This window comes from Nocardia tengchongensis (assembly GCF_054781395.1).
The window spans coordinates 590,317-613,315 of the sequence record NZ_BAAGUM010000006.1; the positions used below are offsets into that span (position 1 = coordinate 590,317).

The following is a 22,999-nucleotide window of genomic DNA, read 5'->3' on the forward strand; positions in this document are numbered from 1 at the left end:
GGCCGGAGACTCCTGCCGAGCCACCGAATTCGGCTGGTTGGCAACGGGATTCGACGGTCGCGACGCCGACACGGCCCGCGCGGTGGCTGCCGACCGAGCGGACGTGGCCGCCGGGCCGGCGACCGGCGCCGCTGGCGCAGCACTACCCGACTGCGCCGGAAGACCAACGGGGCGACCATCATTCGCCGGAGCGACCGAGCGCACCGGAGCCGCGCCCGGTCGCGCAGCCCCGGTGCTCGGGCCCGCCGGAGCGGGCATCGGTCGCAGCGGCGCGCCAACGGATCGTGCCACCGGCGACGGGGCCGCGACCGGGTGAGCGGAGCCGTTGACCGCCGACGGGGCGCCCGGGCGGCGGGAAGCCGCTGCGGGCGGGGTGTCGGTCAGCGGTGGACGGGCACCGGGGATCCGGGCCGGCGGCACCTCGCGACGAGCGCCCAGCCCATTGCTACGGGCCGGGCCTGCCTGCCGGACAACGGGATTCGGAGTCTCGTGCGAGTTGTCCATGCACTCGGCCGGATCGAGCGCCAGCCGGTAGCCGCGCTTGACGACGGTCTGGATGGCCTTGGGCGTGCCCAGGCCCGCCCGCAGCCGGGCGATCGCGGTCTCCACGGCGTGGGTGTCGTCGCCACCGCCGGGGAGGGCGGCGAGCAGGTCCTCGCGGGAGACCACGCGGCCGGGCTGACGGGCCAGCGAACGCATCAGCGCCATCGGCGCGGGCGCCAGCTGACGCACCTGACCGTCCACCACGACGCACCCGCCGCGCACGCTCAGCACGTGGCCGGCGGCCTGAATCCGGTTGGCGCGCCGCGGCAGTTCCTCGGCCACGTGGCGGGCCAGGGCGCCGAGGCGGGCACGACCCGGCATGGAGGTGGGCACGCCCAGCTCCTCGAGCGGCGCGGCGGTGATCGGACCGACGCAGGCGGGCAGCACCCGGGTGCGGAAGGCGTGCAGCACGGCCTCCAGCAATCCGGTTTCCTTGGCGCGCATGAGAAGTGAGGCCACGGCGGGCGCACTGGTGAAGGTCACGCAGTCCAGTCCGGCGGTGACGATGCCCTCGATGAGGCGATCCATCGGGGTGCGGTCGTCCGGCGGGATCCACCGGTAGACCGGAACCGGCACCACGTCGGCGCCGGCGCAGCGCAGCACCTCGCAGAAATCGGGGACTGGCTCCCATTCGGTGGTCGCGCCGTGCAGCTGCACCGCGATCCGCACCCCTTCGACGCCCTGGGCCAGCAGGTGATCGAGCACCTCGGCACTGGATTCCGAAGCGGGAGACCATTCTTCGCGCAGCTCCGCCGCGCGGATGGCGCCCTTGGCCTTGGGTCCGCGGGCCAGCATGCGGGTCGAGCCCAGCGTGGAGCGCAGCTCCTCGGCCAGGCCCCAGCCCTCCGCGGCCTCCATCCAGCCGCGGAAGCCGATGCCGGTGGTGGCGACCGCGATCTGCGGCGGGTCGGCGACCAGCTGTCGCGTCACCCGCTCCAGCTCGTTGTCGTCGGCCAGCGGAATGATCCGGATGGCCGGGGCGGAAACGACATTCGCGCCCCGGCGGGTCAGCAGGGTGCCGAGTTCGTCGGCGCGCCGGGCCGCCGTGATGCCGACGGTGAATCCGGCCAGCGGGGTACCGCCGTCGACCTCGGTCATGCGGTACCGCCGACGAACTGCACAGGGTCGTTGGACACCGACACCACACCGTCGGCGGTACGCACCGCGTATACCGGCAGCGAGATGGTGTCGTCGTCCAGGCAGCGCCCGTCGAGCAGCGAGAACGCCTGCTTGAGCAGCGGAGACGCCACGACGGGCACGCCGCCGCGGTCGCCGACCAGGCCGCGCGACATGACCGCGGCGCGTCCGAACGGATCGATGTTGCCGACGGCGAACAGCATGCCGTCGGTGGTGAGGAACAGGGCCGCCTGGCGGCCGCCCTTCAGCAGCACCGCCACGCCGCGGCCGGGAATCAGATAGTCCTGTCGGCAAGCCTGGGTCCACCCCGAGGTGGCGGTGGTGACTGCGGTGCCGGGTGTGTCGATCACGGTCATCGGTAACTCTCCTCCGAACGCCTTACCTATTGGTACCGGCGCCCTGTTTCCAAGTCGTTAAGCAGTCATTTCCCGTGCGTGGCGGGTTCTGTGGCCTGCGACGCGCTCACCGGCAGCTCCGGGATGCCCAGCAGGACCGGCACCTTGCGCTCGCCGCTCTCGTCGAAACCGATGGTCGGGTCCGACTCCTCCGGCGCGTTGACGAAGGACACGAAGCGCGACAGCTTGCCCTCGTCCTCGAGCACCGCGGCCCACTCGTCCTTGTAGCCGTCGACGTGCTTGGCCATGGCGGCCTCCAGGTCGGCGGCGATGCCCAGGCTGTCGTCACAGACGACGGCCTTGAGGTAGTCGATGCCGCCCTCCAGGGCCTCCTGCCACGGCGCGGTGCGCTGCAGGCGATCCGCGGTGCGGATGTAGAACATCAGGTAGCGGTCGATGTAGCTGATCAGCGTCTCGTCGTCGAGCTCGCCGGCCAGCAGCACCGCGTGCTTCGGGGTCAGCCCGCCGTTGCCGCCGACGTAGAGGTTCCAGCCGTTCTCGGTGGCGATGACGCCGACGTCCTTGCCGCGGGCCTCCGCGCACTCCCGGGCGCAACCCGAGACCGCCAGCTTCAGCTTGTGCGGGGAACGCAAACCGCGGTAACGCTTTTCGAGCAGCACCGCCATGCCGACCGAGTCCTGCTGGCCGTAGCGGCACCAGGTCGAGCCGACGCAGGACTTCACCGTGCGCAGCGACTTGCCGTAGGCGTGACCGGACTCCATGCCCACGTCCACCAGGCGCTTCCAGATCAGCGGCAGCTGTTCGACGCGGGCGCCGAACAGGTCGATGCGCTGACCGCCGGTGACCTTCACGTACAGGTCGAATTCCTTGGCGATCTCACCGATGGTGATGAGCTGGTCGGCGGTCACCTCACCGCCGGGCATCCGCGGGACGACCGAGTAGGTGCCGTTCTTCTGCAGGTTGGCCAGGAAGTGGTCGTTGGTGTCCTGCAGCGAGGCCTGCTCGCCGTCGAGGATGTGATCGCTCGAGGTGGAGGCCAGGATGGAGGCCACCGTCGGCTTGCAGATGTCGCAGCCGGTGCCCTTGCCGTACTTGGCGATCAGGCCCGAGAAGGTGCGGATACCGGTCGACTGGATGATGTGGAACAGCTCGGCGCGCGACTGCGAGAAGTGCTCGCACAGCGACTTGGAGACCTCCACGCCCGACTGCTCCAGCAGCTTCTTGAGCATGGGAACGCAACCGCCGCACGAGGTTCCGGCATTGGTGCAGCTCTTGATGGCCGGGACGTCGCAGGCGCCGTCGGCGATCGCGCCGCAGATGGAACCCTTCGACACGTTGTTGCAGGAGCAGATCTGGGCGTCGTCGGGCAGCGCGTCCGCGCCCAGTTCCGCACCGGCCGGGGAGATCAGCGCGGCCGGATCGGCGGGCAGCGGGCGGCCGACCAGCGGGCGCAGCGCCGAGTACTGGGTGGCATCGCCGACCAGGATGCCGCCGAGCAGGGTCTGCGCGTCATCGGAGACGACCAGCTTGGCGTAGGTGCCCTTGGCGGCGTCGTGCAACACCACCGAGAGCGCGCCCTCGGTCTTGGCGTGCGCGTCACCGAAGGAGGCCACGTCCACACCGAGCAGCTTCAGCTTGGTCGACATGTCCGCGCCCGGGAACTCGCCCTCGCCGCCGAGCAGGCGGTCCGCGACCACCTCGGCGGTGCTGTAACCGGGGGCCACCAGGCCGTAGCAGACACCCTCGACCGCGGCGACCTCACCGATGGCGTAGATGCTCGGGTCCGAGGTGCGCAGACCCAGGTCGGTGATGACACCGCCGCGCGGGCCGACCTCGATGCCGGCGGTCTTGGCGATCTCGTCGCGAGGACGCACACCGGCGGCGAAAACCACCAGCGCGGCGCGCAATTCGCTGTCGTCGGACAGCTTGACGGTCAGCTTCTCCGCGAGCGGGGCCGCCGCGTCGGCCTCGACCGAGGCGGTGCCGACCCCGGTGTGCACGGCCAGGCCGAGCTCGGTGACCAGCTTCTCCAGGATCGCGCCGCCGCCCTCGTCGACCTGGGCGGGCATCAGCCAGTTGTTGTACTCGATGACGTGCGGGGTCATGCCCAGCAGGCGCAGCGCGTTGGCCGCCTCCAGACCGAGCAGACCGCCGCCGACCACCACGCCGACCGCGCCCGGACCGGCCGCCTCGGCCGTGGCCCGGATGCCGTCGAGGTCCTCGAGGGTGCGGTAGACGAAGCAGCCCTCGGCGTCGGCGCCCGGCACCGGCGGCACCCAGGCGTAGGAGCCGGTCGCCAAAACCAGTGCGTCGTAACCGATCACGTCGCCGGTGGAGGTGGTGACCTTGCGGGCCGCCTTGTCGATGCCGTCGGCGCGCACGCCGAGCCGCACCTGCACCAGGTCGTCGCCCTCGTAGTCGTTGCCCGGCAGGGCCAGCGCGGAGGTCTCCCAGATGCCGACGTAGGACGAGAGTCCGACGCGGTCGTAGGCGGCCAGCTTCTCCTCGCTGAGCACGATGACCTGCCAGACGCCGGCCTCGTCACGGGAGCGCAGGGCTTCCACGAAGCGGTGCCCGACCATGCCATGGCCGACCACTACGACGGTCTTGCGTTCGATGCTGTTGGTCATGACGGTCCCTTTCGAGAACAGGCAGGTCAGGCGCGAGCCGACGGAGCGGACGAGGCGGGGGTGGACGCGGAATCGATTGCGGTGGACCCGGATTCGGCCTCGAGGACCAGGGCCTCCGCCTCGACGACGACATCGGCGTCGGCGGCCTCGGTGGACAGTGCCCGCAGGCTCGGGCGGCGCATGAAGACCGCCCAGCAGACCACGCCGCACAGCACGTAGAAGGCCATGAAGACCCAGAACGCGGTGGTCGCGGACTTGGTGGAGGCGTAGGAGGTGCGCAGCATCAGGTTGATGCCGACACCGCCGAGCGCGCCGATGGCGCCGACGAAGCCGATGAGCGCACCCGAGGTGTTGCGGGCCCACGCCGCACGGCTGGCCGAATCACCTTCCAGGGAACGGGATTTGGCCTCGAACACGGACGGGATGATCTTGGTGACCGCACCGTTGCCGATGCCGGAGATCACGAACAGCGCGGTGAAGCCGACGATCATGGCCACCAGCACGCCGCCCTTGGGGTGCCCGGCGTGGTCGCCCATGGTGGAGGACACCGCGACCACCACGGCCGCCGCCGTCATCGCCACGAAGGTGTACAGCGTGACCTTGCTGCCGCCGATGCGGTCGGCCCACTTGCCGCCGTACGGGCGGGCCAGCGAACCCAGCAGCGGGCCGATGAAGGCGATCTGCGCGGCGTGCAGCGCCGCCGCCGGGACGCTCGCGCCGCCGGCCTTGAAGGTGATCTGCAGAACCTGGCCGAAGGCGAAGCTGTAACCGATGAACGAACCGAAGGTGCCGATGTAGAGGAAGGCGATCGCCCAGGACTGCGGCACCCGCAGCGCCTTGAGCATGTAGGACAGGTCGGCCTTCTGGTTCTTCACGTTGTCCATGAACAGCGCCGCGCCCGTGGCCGCGATCACGATCAGCACCAGGTAGACCGCGCACACCACCGACGCGTTGCCGTAGTGGTTACCGAGGGTGGCGATGACCGCCAGACCGATCAGCTGCACCACCGGAACGCCGATATTGCCGCCGCCCGCGTTCATGCCCAGCGCCCAGCCCTTGAGCCGCTGCGGGTAGAAGACGTTGATGTTGGACATCGACGAGGAGAAGTTGCCGCCACCCAGGCCCGCGAAGGCCGACACGACCAGGAACGTCGTGTAGGAGGTGCCCGGCTGGTTGATGAAGTACAGCGTCAGCAGCGCCGGGATCAGCAGCAGCAGCGCGGACACGATGGTCCAGTTGCGGCCGCCGAACTTGGCGGTCAGCACGGTGTAGGGGATCCGCATGAAGCCGCCGACCAGCGTCGGGACCGCACCCAGGAAGAATTTGCCGGCCGGATCGATGTGGAAGACGTCGGTCGGCATGAACAGCACCATGACCGACCAGATCGACCACACCGAGAACCCGATGTGCTCGGCGAAGACCGACCAGATCAGATTGCGGCGCGCGATGTCCTTACCACCGGCTTCCCAAGCCTCGACATCTTCGGCATCCCAATGCTCGATGTCGCGCTTGCGGGTCAGCGTCGTCAACAAGAGGCCCTCCTGAAATCTGGATGGCCTCAAGGTAGAAAACGGGTATTGCGGTGATGCTGCGCGAAATGTCCGCTGAATCAACGGTTGCTCACGATTACCGGGGGCCCGGCGTGAGAAGTGCCCTTATGTTTCGCCTATGTGACGCAACGGTTTCCGGCGGTCACGAACCGCCTGAAAACGAGAATCCGAGCCGTGAGGTGAGAGTCTCGCCACAAAGCATGGACCCAACCTCACGACTCGGCAACTCGAACGGTGAAATTCCGGCTAGTTCCAGGTGTCTTCCAGGAAGCGCGGTTTGCACGCCACCCACGCGCCCGCCATCAGAATCAGCACGGCCACCGCGAGGAAGGCGAACGGCACCGGCCAACCGCCGGTCATCGTGTGCAGCGCACCGAACAACAGCGGGCCCACGCAGGCCACCGAGTAGCCGACACCCTGGGTGAAACCGGACAGCGCGGCCGAACCGGCGCCCGTGCGGGTGCGCAGATTGATCAGCGTCAGCGCCATCGGGAAGGTCGACGGACCCAGGCCCAGCGCCAGCACCCACACCAGCGGGGCGCTCATCGGCGCGAACAGCAGGCCGGCGAAACCGATGAAGAAGAACACCGCGCAGCCGAGCACCACCGGGAACGGATTGGCCATGCGGCCCACCACGATCGGCGCGCTCAGCGCCGCGACCAGGCCGATCAGGGCGAAGATGCCGACCATGGAACCGCCGAAGGCGGCGTTCGCGCCGGCGTCGCTGAAGATCGTCGGCAGCCAGGTGAACATCGAATAGGTGATCAGCGAGGTCATGCCGAACATGAAGGCCATGCCCCAGGCCAGCGGCGAGCGCCACACCTTGCCGGTGGATTCGACCGCGCCGGCGGGCAATTCGGTGGTGTCGAAGCGGGCGTGGTCACGGCGAGTGCGCAGCACGGCGATCCACGGCAGGGCAGCCGCGAAGGCCAGGACGGCCCACATGCCCAGCGACAACCGCCAGCCGTGCGCGTCCGCGATCGGGACCGTGATCAGCGCGGGCAGCACCGTGCCCAGCTGCACCATCACGATGTAGACCGAGCTGAGCATCGCCAGCCGATCCGAGAAGTACCGCTTGACCAGGGGCGGGATCACCACGTTGCCGATGCCCATGCCGGCCAGCGCGAAGGCCGAGAAGGCCAGCAGCTGCCAGGTGTCGGGCACCAGGGCGCGCAGCACCGAGCCGATACCGGTCATGAGCATGGCCGCCAGGGCGGTCATCTCCAGGCCCAGGCGGCGGGACAACACAGGGGTGAGCAGACCGCCGAGCGCGAACATGGCGGTCGGCAGCATGCCGAAGACGCCGACCACCGCGGTGGAATAGCCGATGTCATCGCCGATGCGGGCGGCCAGCGGGGTGAACGCGGTGACGGCGATGCGCAGCGTCAGGGCGGACATGACGATGGCGACGAACACCAGCAGGCGCCCCTCGAACAGGGCGCGCTTCGACATTTCGGGCTTGGGGTGTTCGACGTGGATGCGCCCCGAATCGGCAGGGGTACGGGTCGCGCCCCGCCCGGGGGCCATCGTCTCATCCATCGTCGCAGTCACCACGAAATCATAGGATGACCCGATGATGTGATGCAACGAATGTGAGGCAAGGTACGCTGTCCCCCGTGCAACCAGTCCGGCGCACGAGCCTCATCGCCCAGGTGACCGAGCAGCTTCGTGCCGAAATCCGTTCCGGCCGTTGGGCCGTCGGCTCGCGCATCCCCACCGAGCCCGAACTCACCGAACTCACCGGCACCGGCCGAAATACGGTGCGCGAGGCCGTCCAGGCGCTCGTGCACGCCGGCATGCTCGAACGCAGACAAGGCTCGGGCACCTACGTCATCTCCACCTCCACCCTCGGCGGCACCCTCACCGAGTACTTCGCCGACGCCCAGCAGCGCGACGTGCTCGAACTGCGCCAGGCCCTCGACACCACCGCCGCCCGGCTGGCCGCGAGCCGCCGCGACGACAGCGACATCGAGAACCTGCGGCGCCTGCTCGGCGAACGAACCCGGCTGTGGGACACCGATTTCGATGCCGCGATCGAGGCCGATGTGCAGCTGCATCGCGCTATCGTGGTGGCCAGTCACAACGCGGTGTATCTGGAGTTCTACGACTCGCTGCTACCCGTCATCGCCGCCGGCATCCGCTTCCGGTCCGCGCGCGAGGGCGAGACCTATCACGACGAGCACGCCGACCTGGTCCAGGCGGTGATCGACGGCGACCCGGATCGCGCGGCACGCACCGCCAACTGCTTCCTGGACTCGCTCATGGCCGAATACCGGACGCTTGATACGAATTTCGGGTAACCGAAACGTCACCATGCGAATCTGGGCCAAGTGAGCCCGAATTGTCATCTCTGTCACCGAAAAACACCCGGACGTAAAACGAGCTTCCTACGGTTGACGCGACCGCAACGGTTCCCCCCGACGATCGGGAATCGAACGATGAGGGCGGTCGCGACAGCCGAGAGGACAGCCGCTCATGGCAACAGTTATCGAGCCATCGGAAACAACCATCAGTTTTCAGAAACGCGGACGATGGATCGACCGCTGGGAACCCGACAACACGGAATTCTGGGAGAACGGCGGTAAACAGACCGCTCGCAAGAATCTGATCTTCTCGGTATTCGCCGAAAACCTCGGATTCAGCGTCTGGGTGCTGTGGGCCAGCGTGGTCACCGCCATGGGCTCGGCCGGATTCGCCTTCCTGGGCAAGAACAATCCCGACGCCGTCAACAACGCGCTGCTGCTCACCTCCACCCCGACCCTGGTCGGCGCGGCGCTGCGGGTGCCCTACACCTTCGCCATCCCGCGCTTCGGTGGCCGCGCGTTCACCGCGTTCAGCGCCGGCATGCTGCTGGTGCCCACCCTGGGCCTGGCCTATTTCATCAACCAGCCCTCGACCCCGATGTGGGTGTTCATGGTGCTGGCCGCCATCGCCGGTGTCGGCGGCGGCAACTTCTCGTCCTCCATGGCCAATATCAACTTCTTCTTCCCCGAGGGCAAGAAGGGCGCGGCGCTGGGCATCAATGCCGCGGGCGGCAATCTCGGTGTAGCACAGACACAATTGTTCGTGCCGCTGCTGATCACCCTGGGCACCCACATCGTGGCCAAGACTCCCGCCGGATACCGGTACGGCATCACACTCGGCATTCTGGTGTGGATTCCGTTCATCCTCATCGCACTGGTGGGCGCGCTGCGCTACATGGATTCCCTGTCCGGCGCGAAATCCGATGGCACGTCCTACAAGCGGGCGCTGGCCAACCGCCACACCTGGGTGATGGCCATCCTCTACATCGGCACCTTCGGTTCCTTCATCGGCTTCTCCTTCGCCTTCCCGACCCTGCTCAAGGCCAACTTCCCGAGCCTGGCCAAGATCGGCTGGATGGGCACGCTGGGCAACCTGGCCTTCCTCGGCGCACTGGTCGGATCCTTCAGCCGCCCCTTCGGCGGCTGGATCGCCGACAAGCTCACCGGCGCGAAGATCACCATCTACGTCTTCGGCGGCATGGCGCTGACCACCGCGCTCATCGTGGCGTCGTTGTCCGCCAAGAACTTCCCGCTCTACCTGGCCTCGTTCCTGCTGCTGTTCGTGCTCAGCGGCATCGGCAACGGCTCCACCTACCGGATGATCCCGATGATCTTCACCGCGGAAGCGCGGCAGCGGGCCGCCGAGACCGGACAGGACATCGGTGACGCGCTGATCTCCGCGAAACGGCAAGCGGGCGCGGCCATCGGCGTCATCGGCGCGGTCGGCGCGGCGGGCGGCTGGATCCTGCAGCAGGCGCTGCGACTGTCGAACACCCACTACCACAGCATGAATCCCGCTTTCTGGGGTTACGTGGTGGCCTACCTGGGCATGGGCGCGCTCTGCTGGTGGTTCTACCTGCGCTCCTCGTTCGCCGTCGGCCGGGCGCCCTCGCTGGCCCACGCCAACGTGTAAAGACTCCCCTACCGCCCCTGGGGAAAACGGAAAGGCCGCATCGGATTCGTCGCCCGGTGCGGCCTTTCCGCGTCGCGTCCTCGGAGTCCTAGAGCATCAGGCGGGTCATGTCCGCGGTCCGGGCCAGCCCGGGGAAGGCCTCCGGGGTGGAACGCGGGTGCAGGGCGTGCACGGCCAGCCGGAACATGACCGCGCGCACCAGCATCTGCGGCCACTCGGGGAGTTCACGCCAGCGCTCCATGAGACCGTCGTCGGCCCCGCCCCACGACAGCGCGTCCACCACGATGACCGCCGCGGCCCACGGAGCGGGCCGCCAGTACGGGGTGATGTCGGTCAGGCCGGGCGCGAAACCACCGGAGAACAACACGGTTCCGAACAGATCGCCGTGCACCAGCTGCGCCGGCGTGGTCACCGGCTTGCGCAGCGTGGACAGCTGGGTGATCAGGGTCAGACTGCGGTCACCGTCGGGCGAGGTGGCCGGAAGCATGCCGCCCATCTTGAGACTGCGCAGCGGAACCGCTTCCCACGCGGCACGATCCGCGGCGGCGAACACGTCCACGTCCGCCCACGGCGCGACCGGCTGTGCGGCCAGGAAACGCGGGCGCTCCAATTGCGCGGTCACCTGATGCAACCGCAGCGACAGCGACACCACCTCGTCGTGCCGCGGCTCGGGGACGCCCTCCAGGTAGGTGTCCGCCCGCCAGCCCGACACCACATACCGTCCATCGGTGGCCCGTACCGGCCGCGCCAGGCGCAGCCCGTCCACCCGCAGCGTCTCGCGCACCTTCGCCGACCACGCGGCGCGCGCGTGATCGGTGACCGGGCTCAGCACCACATCGCCGCACCGCCAGCCGCCGTCCCAGTTCCCCAGCGGAACAGGCGCTTCCTCGCGCAACCCGAAGGTCGAGCGCACATGCTCAGGAGGTTCCACAGCAGTCATGGTCACGCGCGTACGGTACCGCTGGCCAGGTTTTCGCATCGGACGCCGCGCCGGGCATCCCACAGGCCGAAACCATGGTGTGAAATACCGGCCACCGGTGCGTTACCCAGGGGCCTCCGGCACCCCGCCGAAGGCCCGTTCCAGCCGCCTCAGTAGACCGGCAGCGAGGGGTCGATCTGGTTGGCCCAGGCGATGATTCCGCCCTGCAGGTGGGTGGCGTCGGAGAACCCGGCGTTCTTCAGCGCGGCCAGCGCCTCGGCCGAGCGGATCCCGGTCTTGCAGTGCAGCACGATCGGGGTGTTCTGGGGCAGCTCGGCCAGCGCCTCACCGGACAGAATGCGGTCCTTCGGGATCAGGGTCGCGCCCGCCAGGCGGACGATGTCCCATTCCACCGGCTCACGCACGTCGATGATGGCCACCGGCTTGCCCGCGTCCAGCATCTCCTTTAGCTCACGCGCGGTGATGGTGGAACCGATCGCGGCCGCCTGACCCTCCTCGGACACCACGCCGCAGAACGCGTCGTAGTCGATCAGCTCGGTGATGGGCTGACGCTCCGGGTCGCGGCGCAGCTTGATGGTGCGGTAGCTCATGTCCAGTGCGTCGTACACCATGAGCCGGCCCAGCAGCGGGTCGCCGATACCGGTGATCAGCTTGATCGCCTCGGTCACCATGATCGAGCCGATGGACGCGCACAGCACGCCCAGCACGCCGCCCTCGGCGCAGGAGGGGACCATGCCCGGCGGTGGGGCCTCCGGGTACAGGTCGCGGTAGTTGATGCCGCGGCCGTCGGGGGCGTCCTCCCAGAACACCGAGACCTGACCCTCGAAGCGGTAGATGGAACCCCACACGTAGGGCTTGCCGGCCAGCACGGCGGCATCGTTGACCAGGTAGCGGGTGGCGAAGTTGTCGGTGCCGTCCACGATCAGGTCGTAGCGCTCGAACAGCTCGACCGCGTTGTCCGGCTCCAGCCGAATCTTGTGCAGCTCCACCGTGATTCCGGAATTGATCTCCAGAATCGAGTCGCGCGCGCTGTCGGCCTTGGACCGGCCGATATCGGACTCGCCGTGAATGATCTGCCGTTGCAGGTTCGACGCGTCGACCTCGTCGAACTCGACGATGCCGAGGGTGCCGACACCGGCGGCGGCCAGGTACAGCAGCGCCGGGGAGCCGAGCCCGCCCGCGCCGATCACCAGCACCTTGGCGTTCTTCAGGCGTTTCTGACCGTCCACCCCGAGGTCCGGGATGATCAGATGGCGGCTGTAGCGGGCGACCTCGTCGCGGGTCAGCTCCGCCGCCGGCTCCACCAGGGGCGGCAGGGAGGGATGCGATGCTGTCACGTGTGCGGACTCCTCAATCGAATACGCCGGAAACTCACGGCCACACCTGCAACACCGAGACCGGGAGCGTTCTTCCCCAAGCCTAGGCCCCGATCGCACCGGCGGGATCGGAGGCCGCTCAGGCCCGCGGGTAGGGCCAGGGGTTGAAGCGGCAGGTCTTGCCGTCCATCGGCACCACGCCCTCGGGATCGAGCTTCGCGATGTCGTTGTTCTTGGTCCCGAAGGTCTGCTGCATCATGACCGGCGCCAGCTCGCCGTCGATCTCGCACGGCTGGTGCTCGTGGTAGCCGATGGCATGGCCCACTTCATGATTGATCTGATACTGCCGGTAGGAGCCGACATCGCCCTGGAAGGCCAGGGCCCCGCGCACCCAGCGCACTTCGGAGAGCACCACTCGGCCCAGATCGGCGTTGTAGCAGGAGGAGTCGACCGGGATCTCGAAACCGCAGGACTTGCGGGTGGTGTCGCGGGAGGTCAGCGAGATGCGGAAGTCGGGGTTGCCGGTGTCGACGCGGCGCAGCGCGAAACGCGGATCATGGGTCCAGGACTTGGGATTGGCGAGGGTGGCGTCGACCATCTGGCCGATCGCCGGATCGCCGCCGAGGCCGGTGGTGTCCACCCCGTTCTCGATCTCGACGGTGTAGGTGAACACGTGCTGGGTGCCGGTGCCGATCTGCGCGGTGGTGCCGGGCACCACGTGCCAGGTGCCCGCGCCGGAATCGGCGTAGACCCCGCCCGGCGGGACCGCGCCGGTCGGCAGGTCGGCGGCGTAGCGGCCGTCGCCCTTCGGGGCGCCGCCGATGATGCCGCTGGGCGGCGCGGTGTGCTCGCTGAGCCGGCCGAAGCCCGGCAGCCCGGTGTCGGCGTCACCGGTGTGGCGGAAGGCGTCCACGGCGACCACGACGGTGATCACCAGCAGCACCGGCAGCGCGTAGGCGCGCCAGCCGTAGGTGCTGACGAAGCGGCCCAGGGGGCTCTGCTTCTTGGTCTCCCGGTCCGGGCGCGGGCGGTTGCGGGCGTCAGCGGGCGGGGAGGTGGGATCCCAGCGGGCGCGCAGCGGCTGATGCGGCAGCGGCCGGTCCTCGGCAGCGGGGAGGGTGGGATCGGGCGACTCGATGAGCCCAGAAGATACCGACGAGCCGGTCTCCGATGCGCTGTCGTCGACGTACAAACCGAGCGGATCGTAGATCGGCCCGCTGGGTCTACCCCGTCGCTTGTCGCCGGCGGCCTTCTCGGTCACGCCTGACAGACTCTCACAGCCCGGCCGGTCACAGAGAGGTGCCGTCCCAGCCCGTAGTCATTGCTGCGAGATATCTCACGCGAATGCGGCAGACCTCACAAATCGGAACATGTGCTACACAGTTGTGATCGGCCTCGCATAATCAACGGCGGGCAACACTCGACCATCACGGGTGTTGATCGACAACAGCCGGCAGACAAATATTCGGAACCTGGATCGGCACCGGCCCTCTGAGCGCGTATCGTTCGTGGGATACCGGTGACACATCCTTCCCACCGGGAATCAACTGGGAGAATTGGCAATGACTGACCTCGTGGACCGGATGACATCGCACCGTATGTCGTCCGAGGCCATGGCGACGAGCAAGCGCGGCACCCGTCTGCCCCGTGAGGCGCGCCGGGCGCAGCTTCTCGCCGCGGCCAGCGAGGTCTTCGTGCAGCGCGGCTATCACGCCGCTGGCATGGATGAGATCTCGCAGTGCGCCGGCGTCAGCAAACCGGTGCTCTACCAGCACTTCTCGAGCAAGCTCGAGCTGTATCTGGCGGTACTGCAGAACTACGTCGACATGCTGGTGTCGAGCGTGCGCCAGGCGCTGCGCTCCACCACCGACAACAAGCAGCGCGTCCGCGCCGCCGTCGCCTCCTACTTCGATTTCGTCGATCATGAGACCCAGGGCTTCCGACTGGTTTTCGAATCGGATCTGACCAACGAGCCGCAGGTGCAGCGCCGGGTCGAGCAGGCCACCGAGGCCTGCGTGGACGCGGTGTTCGACCTGGTCGCCCACGATTCCGGACTGGACCCCTACCGGGCCCGCGTACTCGCGGTCGGCCTGGTCGGCGCCAGCCAGCTGAGCGCGCGCTACTGGCTCGAGGCGGACCGCCCGATCACCAAGGACGACGCGGTCGACACCACAGTTTCGCTCTGCTGGGGCGGGCTCAAGCACGTGCCGCTGCACCCGATCGATTGAGAGATAACAACTCTCGTTGAATCAAAAAGGAATTGGCCCGCTGACAATGTCAGCGGGCCAATTCCTTTCGATCGAAATATCTAGACGGCGGCAAAGCCGACGCGACCCGAAGACGGCGCACCGATCTCGACATAGGCGACCTTGGCAGCCTGGATCAGGAACTTGCGGCCCTTCTCGTCGGTGAGCGCCACGACGCCGCCCTCGCCCTGCAGCGCGCCGCTGACGAGTGCCTCGACCTCGGCCGGGGTCTGCGAGCTGTTGATGACGAGCTCACGCGGGCTATCCGAAATGCCGATCTTGACCTCCACGGCCAACCTCCGAACCTAGAGTCGTAGTCCTGTCCCGATCACGCTAGCGCAGCCGCGACCGCCACCGGCCCCGACCGCCTGCGCTGACAGCGAAACTCAGCCCAGGCCGAGCACGCGCATGCGCTCGGCGTGACTGTCCTGCATGTGCTCGAACAGCGTGGCGATGCCGTTCAGGTCACCGGTCGCGGTGAGCACCAGCTCGGTCAGCTCGTCGCGCTGCGCCATCACGTACTGCGCCTGGGTGATCGCCTCGCCCAGCAGGCGGCGGCCCCACAGCGCCAGCCGGTCGCGCTCGGACCGGTTCGCCGCGACCGCGCCGCGCACCTCCTCGATCACGAACTCGGAGTAACTGGTCTCGGCCAGCACATCGCGCACCACGTCGGCGACCTCGGGAGCCAGGGCGCCGGCGATCTCGGTGTAGAAGTCCGCGGCGATACCGTCGCCGACATAGAACTTGACCATCGACTCCAGCCAGGTGGAGGGGTCGGTGGAGGCGTGATAGGCGTCCAGCGCGCGAACGAAGGGGGCCATCGCGTCGAAGACGTCCGTGCCGCGGTCCGCGAGCGCCTGTTCGAGGGTCTGGAAATGCTCGGCCTCGTTGCCGGCCATCTTGGCCACGGCCACCCGCCCGCGCAGCGTCGGGGAGAGCTTGGCCTCTTCGGCGAGGCGGTAGAAGGCCGAGATCTCACCGTAGGCGAGGACCGCGAACAGGTCGGTGACTCCGGGATGTTCGGCGGAGATACGGCCGTCGGAGGACTCCGCGGCAGCGCCGAGGGCAGTGGACGAGTTTGCTCCCATGGGTCCCCACCCTAGCCCCAGAAAACGGCGGGCATTCACCCATCGGGTGCCGCGCGCCGGGCGTACTCTCGAATTGTTCGAAAGGCTTTGTGCCACAGCACTATTCACAAACACGCCGGTCGACTCGGAGGACCTGGTAGGGCATCACCCCGACCGTGCCGGCCAAGGGCTACCGGATCGGCGAGCTCGACGCCGAATCCTGGCCCGGGAAGCAGCCTTTCCCGAATCTCCCGGGCCTGTGAACGATCAGGCCAGGTCGCTCAGGAATTTGTCCAGATAGGTCCACGTGGTGTCACGGGCGATGAGAATGCCGAGGTGAGAACCGGGTGCGGTCTCGTACCGCACATCCGGCGAACCGGTCAGCGTCGTCGTCCCGTGCGCCACGGCCGCGGCCGCGGTGATCGCGTCCTGCGGTCCGCCGACCAGCAGCACCGGCTGGGTGACCGCGGCCAGCGCGATCTCGCGCTCACCCAGTCGCAGCCCGCCCTTGCCGATGTCGTTGTTCAGGATGAAGCGGCCCCAGAGCTGGTTGTAGAAACGCCCCGGATAGCCGGGCAGCGAATTCTGGAACCGGTCGATGGTCTCCATCCGGGCCAGGGTCGCGGTGTCGGCGAGATTGCTCGCGATGAACAGCGGTCGCTCGAGTTCCCGATTCCAGGCGGTGGCGCGGTAGGCGAATCGGGTGATCTGCGCCGAGACGCCACCGAGGGCGCGGATGGCGGTGGTCGCGGTGCGGCCGCCGTCGATACGGGCCAGCGAACGCAGTTCGCGGGCGCCGAACATGTGGTCGTAGCTCAGGGGCGCGCCCACGGCGGTGATCGACCGGATGGGCAGGGTCTGGTCGGCCGCGACGGTCAGCAGGGCCAGCACGCCGCCGATGGACCAGCCCACCAGATCCACCGGACGGCCGCCGCGGTCGGCGGACACCTGGCGGATGGCCTCGGGCAGGATGTCGTCGATCCAGGTCTCGAAACCCATGCGGCGGTCGTCGAAGGTGATGTCGCCGTAGTCGACCAGGTAAGGGGCGCGGCCGGATTCGAGCAGGAATCGGGCCAGGCTCTGGTCGGGGCGCAGGTCGAAGCAGAAGGCGGGCGCGGCCAGCGGCGGCACCAGCAGCACGGCCGGGGCGTCGGGGCCGGCGCCGTCGTAGCGGCGCAGTTCGCGGTGCGGCGCCTCGGACAGCAGCGTTGACGGGGTGGGTTCCGGGGACTCGATGCCGTCGCCGAAGGTCAGGGCCCACGCATTGCGGGCTGCGGTTGTCACGGTGTCTGCCAAGCTCACGGCACTACCTTCGCAGATGGTGGTACACGGCGTATCACATATGTGAGCAACTCAACTGCCGACCGACCGGACCGCCGGCTCCCCCTGCCCGAATTATGGTGCGCCGCAATCATTAACGCCAATGCGAAACCCCCGGCGGACACCGATATGCGCGCCTACCAGCGCAATAACGCCACACATTAGCGGTGGCGGAAAACAGGCCGAAGGCCGTATCACGCTACAATCTCCGCGGACGGCGGTAATTCATACCCGTAGTCCATGGAAAATGTGCGCGCACTCCGATCCGCAGCACTGCACCGCCGCGCCAGGTCGACGCCCATCCCCCGGGGACAGGCATCCCGCAGCGGCGAGAAACCGGATCAAGTGGTTGTCGCGGACCGTCCGGGTCCGCCCCACGCCTCGTGCGCGCGAGACGCGATAACGAGGAAAGGCAAGAACCTGAGCAAGATCACCGTAGAGCAGGAACCGGGTGTGGCGGACACGCTGCTGACCGCGGAACTCGACGACACCCACCTCGCTCCCACATTCGCCGAATTGGGCGTGCGGCCGGAAATCGTCCGGGCCCTCGCCGATCGCGGCATCGAACGCACTTTCGCCATTCAGGAACTCACCCTGCCGCTCGCGCTGGCCGGTGAGGACCTCATCGGCCAGGCCCGCACCGGTATGGGCAAGACCTTCGGCTTCGGTGTGCCGCTGCTGAACCGGATCGCCTCCGCGAGCTCCGGCACCAAGACCCTCGACGGCACCCCGCGCGCCCTGATCATCGTCCCGACCCGCGAGCTCTGCATGCAGGTCACCGAGGATCTCGAGAACGCCAGCAAGTACCTGAAGGACGAGCAGGGCACCCCGGTGCGGGTGACCTCCATCTACGGCGGCCGCCCCTACGACACCCAGATCGCCGCGCTGCGCGCCGGCGTCGACGTGGTCGTCGGCACCCCGGGCCGCCTGCTCGACCTGGCCCAGCAGAATCATCTGATCCTGGGCAAGGTGGAGGTGCTCGTTCTCGACGAGGCCGACGAAATGCTCGACCTGGGCTTCCTGCCCGATATCGAGCGGATCCTGAACATGGTCCCCGACCAGCGGCAGACCATGCTGTTCTCGGCCACCATGCCGGGCCCGATCATCACCCTGGCCCGCACCTTCCTGAACCGGCCCACGCACATTCGCGCCGAGGAGCACCACGAGTCCGCGGTGCACGACCGGATCGCGCAGCTCATCTACCGGGCGCACGCGCTCGACAAGAGCGAACTGGTGGCCCGCATCCTGCAGGCCGAAAGCCGCGGCGCGACAATGATTTTCGCGCGCACCAAGCGGACCGCACAGAAGGTCGCCGACGATCTGGCCGAGCGCGGCTTCGCCGTCGGCGCGGTGCACGGCGACCTCGGGCAGATCGCCCGTGAGAAGGCGCTCAAGAAGTTCCGTGAGGGCAAGATCGACGTGCTGGTCGCCACCGACGTGGCCGCCCGCGGCATCGACATCGACGACGTCACCCACGTCGTCAACTACCAGTGCCCGGAGGACGAGAAGACCTACGTGCACCGCATCGGCCGCACCGGCCGCGCCGGCAAGGCCGGCGTCGCGGTCACCCTGGTCGATTGGGACGAGCTGAACCGCTGGGCCATGATCGACAAGGCCCTCGGCCTCGGCATCCCGGAACCGGCGGAGACCTACTCCCGCTCCCCGCACCTGTACGAGGAACTCGGCATCCCGCAGGGCGTGACCGGCATCGTGCGCAAGGGCCCGGCCCCGCGCGACGAGGACGCCGTCGTCGTCGAACGCGAACGCCGCGCTCCCCGCGACCGCAACCGCCGCCGCACCCGTGGCGGCCGCACCGAGGGCGACGCGGCCCCGGCCACCACCACGGTGGTGACGGAATCCGCTGCCGTCGAGACGGATTCGACCGTCGGCGATCCGGAGAAGTCCGGCCGTCGCCGTCGTCGCCGCCGGCGCGGCAAGGGTGGCGCCAACGGTGCCGAGACCGCCGCGGTCCTCGCCGCCACCTCGGTGGAGACCGAAGCCGCGGTGGAGATCGCGGCCGACGAGTCCGCCGAGACCGGCCGTACTCGCCGGCGCAACCGCCGTGGCAAGGGTTCGGCCGAGAACGGCAACGGTGCGAGCGCTCCCGCCGAGGTCGTGGCCGACACCGGTGACGTCGCGGTCGCCGCCGAGGCAGTGCAGGCCACCGCGGTCGCGGAGGCTCCCGCCGTCGTGGAGGCCGCCGAGGCTGCCGCGCCGCGCAAGCGGACCCGTCGCAGCAAGGCTGCCGAAGTCACCGTCACGGAGAGCGTGGAGGCCGCCCCGGCCGACGCGACCGTGTCCGCCGAGGCTCCCGCCGCCGAAGCGCCCAAGAAGCGCACCCGCCGGACCAAGGCCGTGGCCGAATCCGGCACCGGCGCAGCAGATTCCGCCACCGGATCGGAGGCGGCCGCGGTCGTGGCCGAGACCGCCCCGGTGGAATCGGCTGCGGTCGTGACCGATTCGGGCGAGGCCGCGATGGCTGCGCCGAAGAAGCGGGCGAGCCGCGCCAAGGCCGCCGTCGCGACGGTCGCCGAGGAGTCCGCCGAGGCTCCGAAGAAGGCTCCGGCCAAGCGGACCCGGAAGGCCGCAACCGCAGCCGTCGTCGAGGCCGGTGGCGACGCCGCCGCCGAGCCGGCCGAGGCTCCGAAGAAGGCCCCGGCCAAGCGGACTCGCAAGGCCGTGACCGCGGCCACCGACACCGAGGCGGGGTCCGCCAACGGTACGGCCGAGCCCGCCAAGGGCAAGGTCGGCGCCGCGAAGGCCAAGGCCGCCGCGGCGCAGGGCGAGATCGTGGCCGAGGCCGAGGCGCCGAAGAAGCGGGTTCGCAAGGCCGTGAAGGCGGCCGCGAAGACCGAGGCCGAAGCGGTCGAGCCGGGTGCCGCGGCAAGCGGTTCCGAGGCGGCTCCGGTCAAGCGGACGCGGCGCAAGAAGGCCGATTCCGCGGCGGAGGGCGCCATCACGGTGGCCGACACCGCGGTCGCGGCCTCGGCCTAGCCGCTCGGATCGGTTACTCTCGCTGTCGTGCTCGCACCGGAGCGGCGGACGCGCGCCGATATTCTCACTGCTGTCGCGATCGCCGCTCTGGTGGCGATCGCGACAGTGGTCGTGGTGCTGACCAGCGGTGTTCGCGGTACCCACGCCGCCACCGCCACCCGCACCCTCCCCGCCCCGGTGTCCACCGACCCGGTGCCGTCGCAGGTCTCCGAGCTGTGGCACGCGCCGGACGGGGCGGCGGAACGGTCGCTGGTGGTGGGCGGGGTCGCCGTGACCGCGGACGGCGGCACGGTGTCCGGGCGGGATCCGCGCACCGGCGAACAGGTGTGGACCTACGAGCGGGACCTGCCGCTGTGCGCGGCCGAGGTCCAATTCGGGACGGTCATCGCCACCTACAAGGATCAGCGCGGGTGCAGCCAGACCACGCTGCTCAATGTCGAGAACGGCGCTCGGGTGGCGGCCCGGTCCAGTTACATGGACAACCACGTGACCCTCACCCCCGACAGCACCTACATGCTGGCGCAGGGGCCGCGGCGGCTCGAGCTGTGGCGTTCGGACATGGTCCGCACCCTCGAATACGGCTACGTGGACGCCCCGGTGAATCCGCACACCCAGCCGCGCAGCGGCTGCGACCTGCTGTCGGCGGCGTCGGCGCCGAGCCGGGTGGCGGTGCTGGAACGCTGCCCCAACGAGGCCGCCGATCGGCTGTCCATCCTGAATCCGGCGCCGAAGGACGGCACCACGCCGGAGGAATACAGCTCGCACGTGCTCAACGAGCCGGGCGGCGCGGTGGACGGGGCCCGGGTGATCGCGGTGTCCGACACCAGGATCGCGCTCTACCTACCCGGGACGGCTTCCACCACACCGGTTCTCGCGCTCTACGACGTGAACGGCAATATGGTTGCCACGCACCAGATGCCGGCGTTCACCCAGACCGCCATGGTCGCGCGCCTGTCGACCGGGTTCTTCGTCTACACCGGTGAGGCCCTGGTCGCGCTGAATCTGACCACCCTGGACCCGCTGTGGGGCACCCACAATGTGCTCGGCACCGCCGCACTGATGTCCGGCCAGCTGATCGCCCCGGTCCCGGACGGGCTGGCCATCCTGGATCCCGCCACCGGCGCCCAGCTCTCCCGAATCCCGCTGCAGCGCAGCGACTATCACGGCGAACCCATTTCGCTCGGAGTGTCGGGCACGACGTTCCTGGAGCGCCGGGGCACCCAGGTATACGGCGTCGGCGCACATTCCTGACCGTTCCGGCATGATCAATTCATGAGCGGTGGCGAATTCCGGCTGATAGTGCTGCGACACGGGGAGACGGCCTGGTCGGCCGCGCGCCGCCACACCGGGCGCACCGACATACCGCTCACCGAGATCGGTGAGGCCCAGGCCCGGTCCGCCGGAACACTGCTGCGCGGCTTGGACCTGTCGAATCCCTTGGTACTCAGCAGTCCCCGGCAGCGCGCCCTGCGCACCGCCGAACTGGCCGGGCTGACCGGCGTCATCGTCGACGACGATCTGGCGGAGTGGGACTACGGCGCATACGAGGGGCTGACCGCCCCCGAGATCCAGCGGATGTCGCCCGGCTGGACCATCTGGACCGGCGCTGTGCCCGAGGGCGAATCCGCCGAGCATGTCCGCAAACGCGCCGACCACGTGCTGGCCACCGTCATCCCCGAACTCGCCACCCGCGACGTGGTGCTGGTCGGGCACGGCCATTTCTCCCGCGCCCTGATCGCGCGCTGGGCCGAGTTCGAGGTGGTCGAGGGCCGGCGATTCTTCCTGTCCACGGCCGCGGTTACCGTGCTGGGACACGATCACGACGCGCGCACCGTGCTCGCGCACAACCTGGTCGCGCCGCTAGACCCGATGGAAGGGGCTCCCGCATGATCCGCCGCGCCACACCCGCCGACGTTCCCGCACTGGTGGGACTCGTCCACGACCTGGCCGACTACGAGAAGGCCCCCGACGAGTGCACGCTCACCGAGGAGCAGCTCGAGACCGCGCTGTTCGGTCCGAACCCGGCGCTGTACGCCCACGTGGCCGAGAGCGATCAGGGCGTGGTCGGTTGCGCGATCTGGTTCCTGAACTACTCCACCTGGAAGGGCGTGCACGGGATCTACCTGGAGGATCTCTACGTCAAGCCGGAGGCGCGCGGTCACGGGCTGGGCAAGAGCCTGCTCGCGACGCTGGCCCGCGAGGCGGTCGAGCAAGGCTACGCCCGGATGGACTGGTCGGTGCTCACCTGGAACACCCCGAGCATCGACTTCTACCAGGCCATCGGAGCCGAGCACCAGCACGAGTGGACCGGGTACCGGCTGTCCGGGGCGCCGCTGGCGCGGCTCGCCACGCACGCCGACGACTGAGGATCCGCGCCCGGCGCTCGGCGGCGCCACAGATCCGTTGGAAAGCGCTCGCTCACCCCAAGTTGGTGGGCAAGCGTCCAAAAATCGGTTCACGCGCCACTGAGCCATCGGAACGGCCCGGCGCAGTCCGGCGGCTACTCCTCGGTCGAGCCGTAACCCTCGGCCATCCACCTGGTCGAGGCGGGCGCGAACAGCGCGCCCAGGGTGCCCAGCGCGAGCAGTCCCAGCGGCGTCCCGAACTCCGGACGCCCCGAGGTGAACATGTAGTAGGCGACGCCCAGCAGCAGCAACTGCGTCAGCGTGGCCAGTGCGCGGCCCCACCGCTTGCCGCGCATCAGGGTGATGCCGGCGGCCAGCACCATGCTGCCGAGGATCGCCGCGTACCCGGCGGTGAGATAGCTGTTCTTCGCGCTCTGCGCCGCCCCGTCCAGCCCGACGATGATCAGCACGACCATCGCGACCAGTCCGGCCGCGCCTTCGAGCGCGACCAGCGCACCCGCCACGCGCACCGTGGTGGGCACGGCCCCCGTGTCGCCCGCCGACTTGTTCTCGCCCTGGTTCTGCTCAGCCACGACCCCCAGCCTACGACCGAGCGTCG

17 protein-coding genes and 2 pseudogenes are annotated in these 22,999 nt (G+C 69.0%); 7 read left to right on the forward strand and 12 right to left on the reverse strand.

All coding sequences use genetic code 11. The annotated features are described in order from the left end of the window. Positions 1-486 precede the first annotated feature (486 nt). The 5 genes and pseudogenes from ACYVKL_RS13795 to ACYVKL_RS13815 all read right to left on the reverse strand — a co-directional run. Positions 487-1,641 (reverse strand): annotated as a pseudogene (locus ACYVKL_RS13795) (uroporphyrinogen-III synthase); the annotation flags it as partial. Continuing rightward, entirely contained in the window at positions 1,638-2,036 is a 399-nt protein-coding gene (gene nirD / locus ACYVKL_RS13800) for a nitrite reductase small subunit NirD (protein ID WP_357191606.1), read from the reverse strand. The pseudogene ACYVKL_RS13795 and the gene nirD, both read right to left, overlap by 4 nt. A gap of 65 nt (positions 2,037-2,101) precedes the next feature. Further along, on the reverse strand, positions 2,102-4,654 hold the full coding sequence (gene nirB / locus ACYVKL_RS13805) for a nitrite reductase large subunit NirB (protein WP_379165715.1): 2,553 nt from the start codon (positions 4,652-4,654) through the stop codon (positions 2,102-2,104). A 38-nt stretch (positions 4,655-4,692) separates the two neighbouring features. Then, positions 4,693-6,198, reverse strand: a complete 1,506-nt coding sequence (locus tag ACYVKL_RS13810; protein ID WP_379163046.1) for a nitrate/nitrite transporter — start codon at positions 6,196-6,198, stop codon at positions 4,693-4,695. A 264-nt stretch (positions 6,199-6,462) separates the two neighbouring features. Next, positions 6,463-7,668 carry a CynX/NimT family MFS transporter gene (locus tag ACYVKL_RS13815; protein ID WP_379165716.1) on the reverse strand — a complete coding sequence of 402 codons (1,206 nt, stop codon included), beginning with the start codon at positions 7,666-7,668 and terminating at the stop codon, positions 6,463-6,465. 164 nt (positions 7,669-7,832) lie between these two features. Here ACYVKL_RS13815 and ACYVKL_RS13820 point away from each other — a divergent pair, with 164 nt between their 5' ends. Together ACYVKL_RS13820 and ACYVKL_RS13825 are read left to right on the forward strand one after the other, a co-directional pair. Beyond that, positions 7,833-8,516 carry a FadR/GntR family transcriptional regulator gene (locus tag ACYVKL_RS13820; protein ID WP_213559761.1) on the forward strand — a complete coding sequence of 228 codons (684 nt, stop codon included), beginning with the start codon at positions 7,833-7,835 and terminating at the stop codon, positions 8,514-8,516. A gap of 175 nt (positions 8,517-8,691) precedes the next feature. Next, positions 8,692-10,152 (forward strand): MFS transporter, encoded by a 1,461-nt coding sequence (locus ACYVKL_RS13825; RefSeq protein WP_379163048.1) that lies wholly within the window; start codon positions 8,692-8,694, stop codon positions 10,150-10,152. 88 nt (positions 10,153-10,240) lie between these two features. Here the strand turns inward: ACYVKL_RS13825 and ACYVKL_RS13830 are convergent, their stop codons facing one another. The 3 genes from ACYVKL_RS13830 to ACYVKL_RS13840 form a co-directional block, all read right to left on the reverse strand. After that, complete coding sequence (locus tag ACYVKL_RS13830) at positions 10,241-11,092, reverse strand: TIGR02569 family protein (RefSeq protein ID WP_379165717.1); 852 nt, start codon at positions 11,090-11,092, stop codon at positions 10,241-10,243. A gap of 149 nt (positions 11,093-11,241) precedes the next feature. Further along, the gene (gene moeZ, locus ACYVKL_RS13835) at positions 11,242-12,429 is read right to left on the reverse strand and encodes an adenylyltransferase/sulfurtransferase MoeZ (protein ID WP_379163051.1); all 1,188 of its coding nucleotides are present in this window, start codon (positions 12,427-12,429) and stop codon (positions 11,242-11,244) included. Positions 12,430-12,547: 118 nt separating this feature from the next. After that, positions 12,548-13,546 (reverse strand): DUF3152 domain-containing protein, encoded by a 999-nt coding sequence (locus tag ACYVKL_RS13840; protein WP_379165718.1) that lies wholly within the window; start codon positions 13,544-13,546, stop codon positions 12,548-12,550. 424 nt (positions 13,547-13,970) lie between these two features. Here ACYVKL_RS13840 and ACYVKL_RS13845 point away from each other — a divergent pair, with 424 nt between their 5' ends. Beyond that, positions 13,971-14,636 (forward strand): HTH-type transcriptional activator FasR, encoded by a 666-nt coding sequence (locus ACYVKL_RS13845; protein ID WP_357191600.1) that lies wholly within the window; start codon positions 13,971-13,973, stop codon positions 14,634-14,636. An 80-nt stretch (positions 14,637-14,716) separates the two neighbouring features. Here the strand turns inward: ACYVKL_RS13845 and ACYVKL_RS13850 are convergent, their stop codons facing one another. The 3 genes from ACYVKL_RS13850 to ACYVKL_RS13860 form a co-directional block, all read right to left on the reverse strand. Beyond that, a complete protein-coding gene (locus ACYVKL_RS13850) occupies positions 14,717-14,944 on the reverse strand; it encodes a DUF3107 domain-containing protein (protein WP_213559758.1) in 228 nt (75 codons plus the stop codon). Between the two features lie 96 nt (positions 14,945-15,040). Further along, the gene (locus tag ACYVKL_RS13855; protein WP_213559757.1) at positions 15,041-15,742 is read right to left on the reverse strand and encodes a ferritin-like fold-containing protein; all 702 of its coding nucleotides are present in this window, start codon (positions 15,740-15,742) and stop codon (positions 15,041-15,043) included. A 246-nt stretch (positions 15,743-15,988) separates the two neighbouring features. Continuing rightward, positions 15,989-17,023 (reverse strand): alpha/beta fold hydrolase, encoded by a 1,035-nt coding sequence (locus ACYVKL_RS13860; protein ID WP_379163056.1) that lies wholly within the window; start codon positions 17,021-17,023, stop codon positions 15,989-15,991. A 417-nt stretch (positions 17,024-17,440) separates the two neighbouring features. On the opposite strand from ACYVKL_RS13860, the pseudogene ACYVKL_RS13865 reads away from it, so the two are divergent. The 4 genes and pseudogenes from ACYVKL_RS13865 to ACYVKL_RS13880 form a co-directional block, all read left to right on the forward strand. After that, a pseudogene (locus ACYVKL_RS13865) lies at positions 17,441-18,853 on the forward strand (DEAD/DEAH box helicase); the annotation flags it as partial. A 1,209-nt stretch (positions 18,854-20,062) separates the two neighbouring features. Continuing rightward, on the forward strand, positions 20,063-21,286 hold the full coding sequence (locus tag ACYVKL_RS13870) for an Rv3212 family protein (protein WP_379163059.1): 1,224 nt from the start codon (positions 20,063-20,065) through the stop codon (positions 21,284-21,286). Between the two features lie 21 nt (positions 21,287-21,307). Beyond that, positions 21,308-21,925: an acid phosphatase gene (locus ACYVKL_RS13875; protein WP_379163061.1), complete on the forward strand. Its 618-nt coding sequence runs from the start codon at positions 21,308-21,310 to the stop codon at positions 21,923-21,925. After that, a complete protein-coding gene (locus ACYVKL_RS13880) occupies positions 21,922-22,401 on the forward strand; it encodes a GNAT family N-acetyltransferase (protein WP_213559754.1) in 480 nt (159 codons plus the stop codon). Before ACYVKL_RS13875 ends, ACYVKL_RS13880 begins: the two co-directional genes overlap by 4 nt. Positions 22,402-22,535: 134 nt before the next feature. Here the strand turns inward: ACYVKL_RS13880 and ACYVKL_RS13885 are convergent, their stop codons facing one another. Beyond that, positions 22,536-22,973, reverse strand: a complete 438-nt coding sequence (locus ACYVKL_RS13885) for a hypothetical protein (RefSeq protein ID WP_379163064.1) — start codon at positions 22,971-22,973, stop codon at positions 22,536-22,538. Positions 22,974-22,999: the final 26 nt, after the last annotated feature.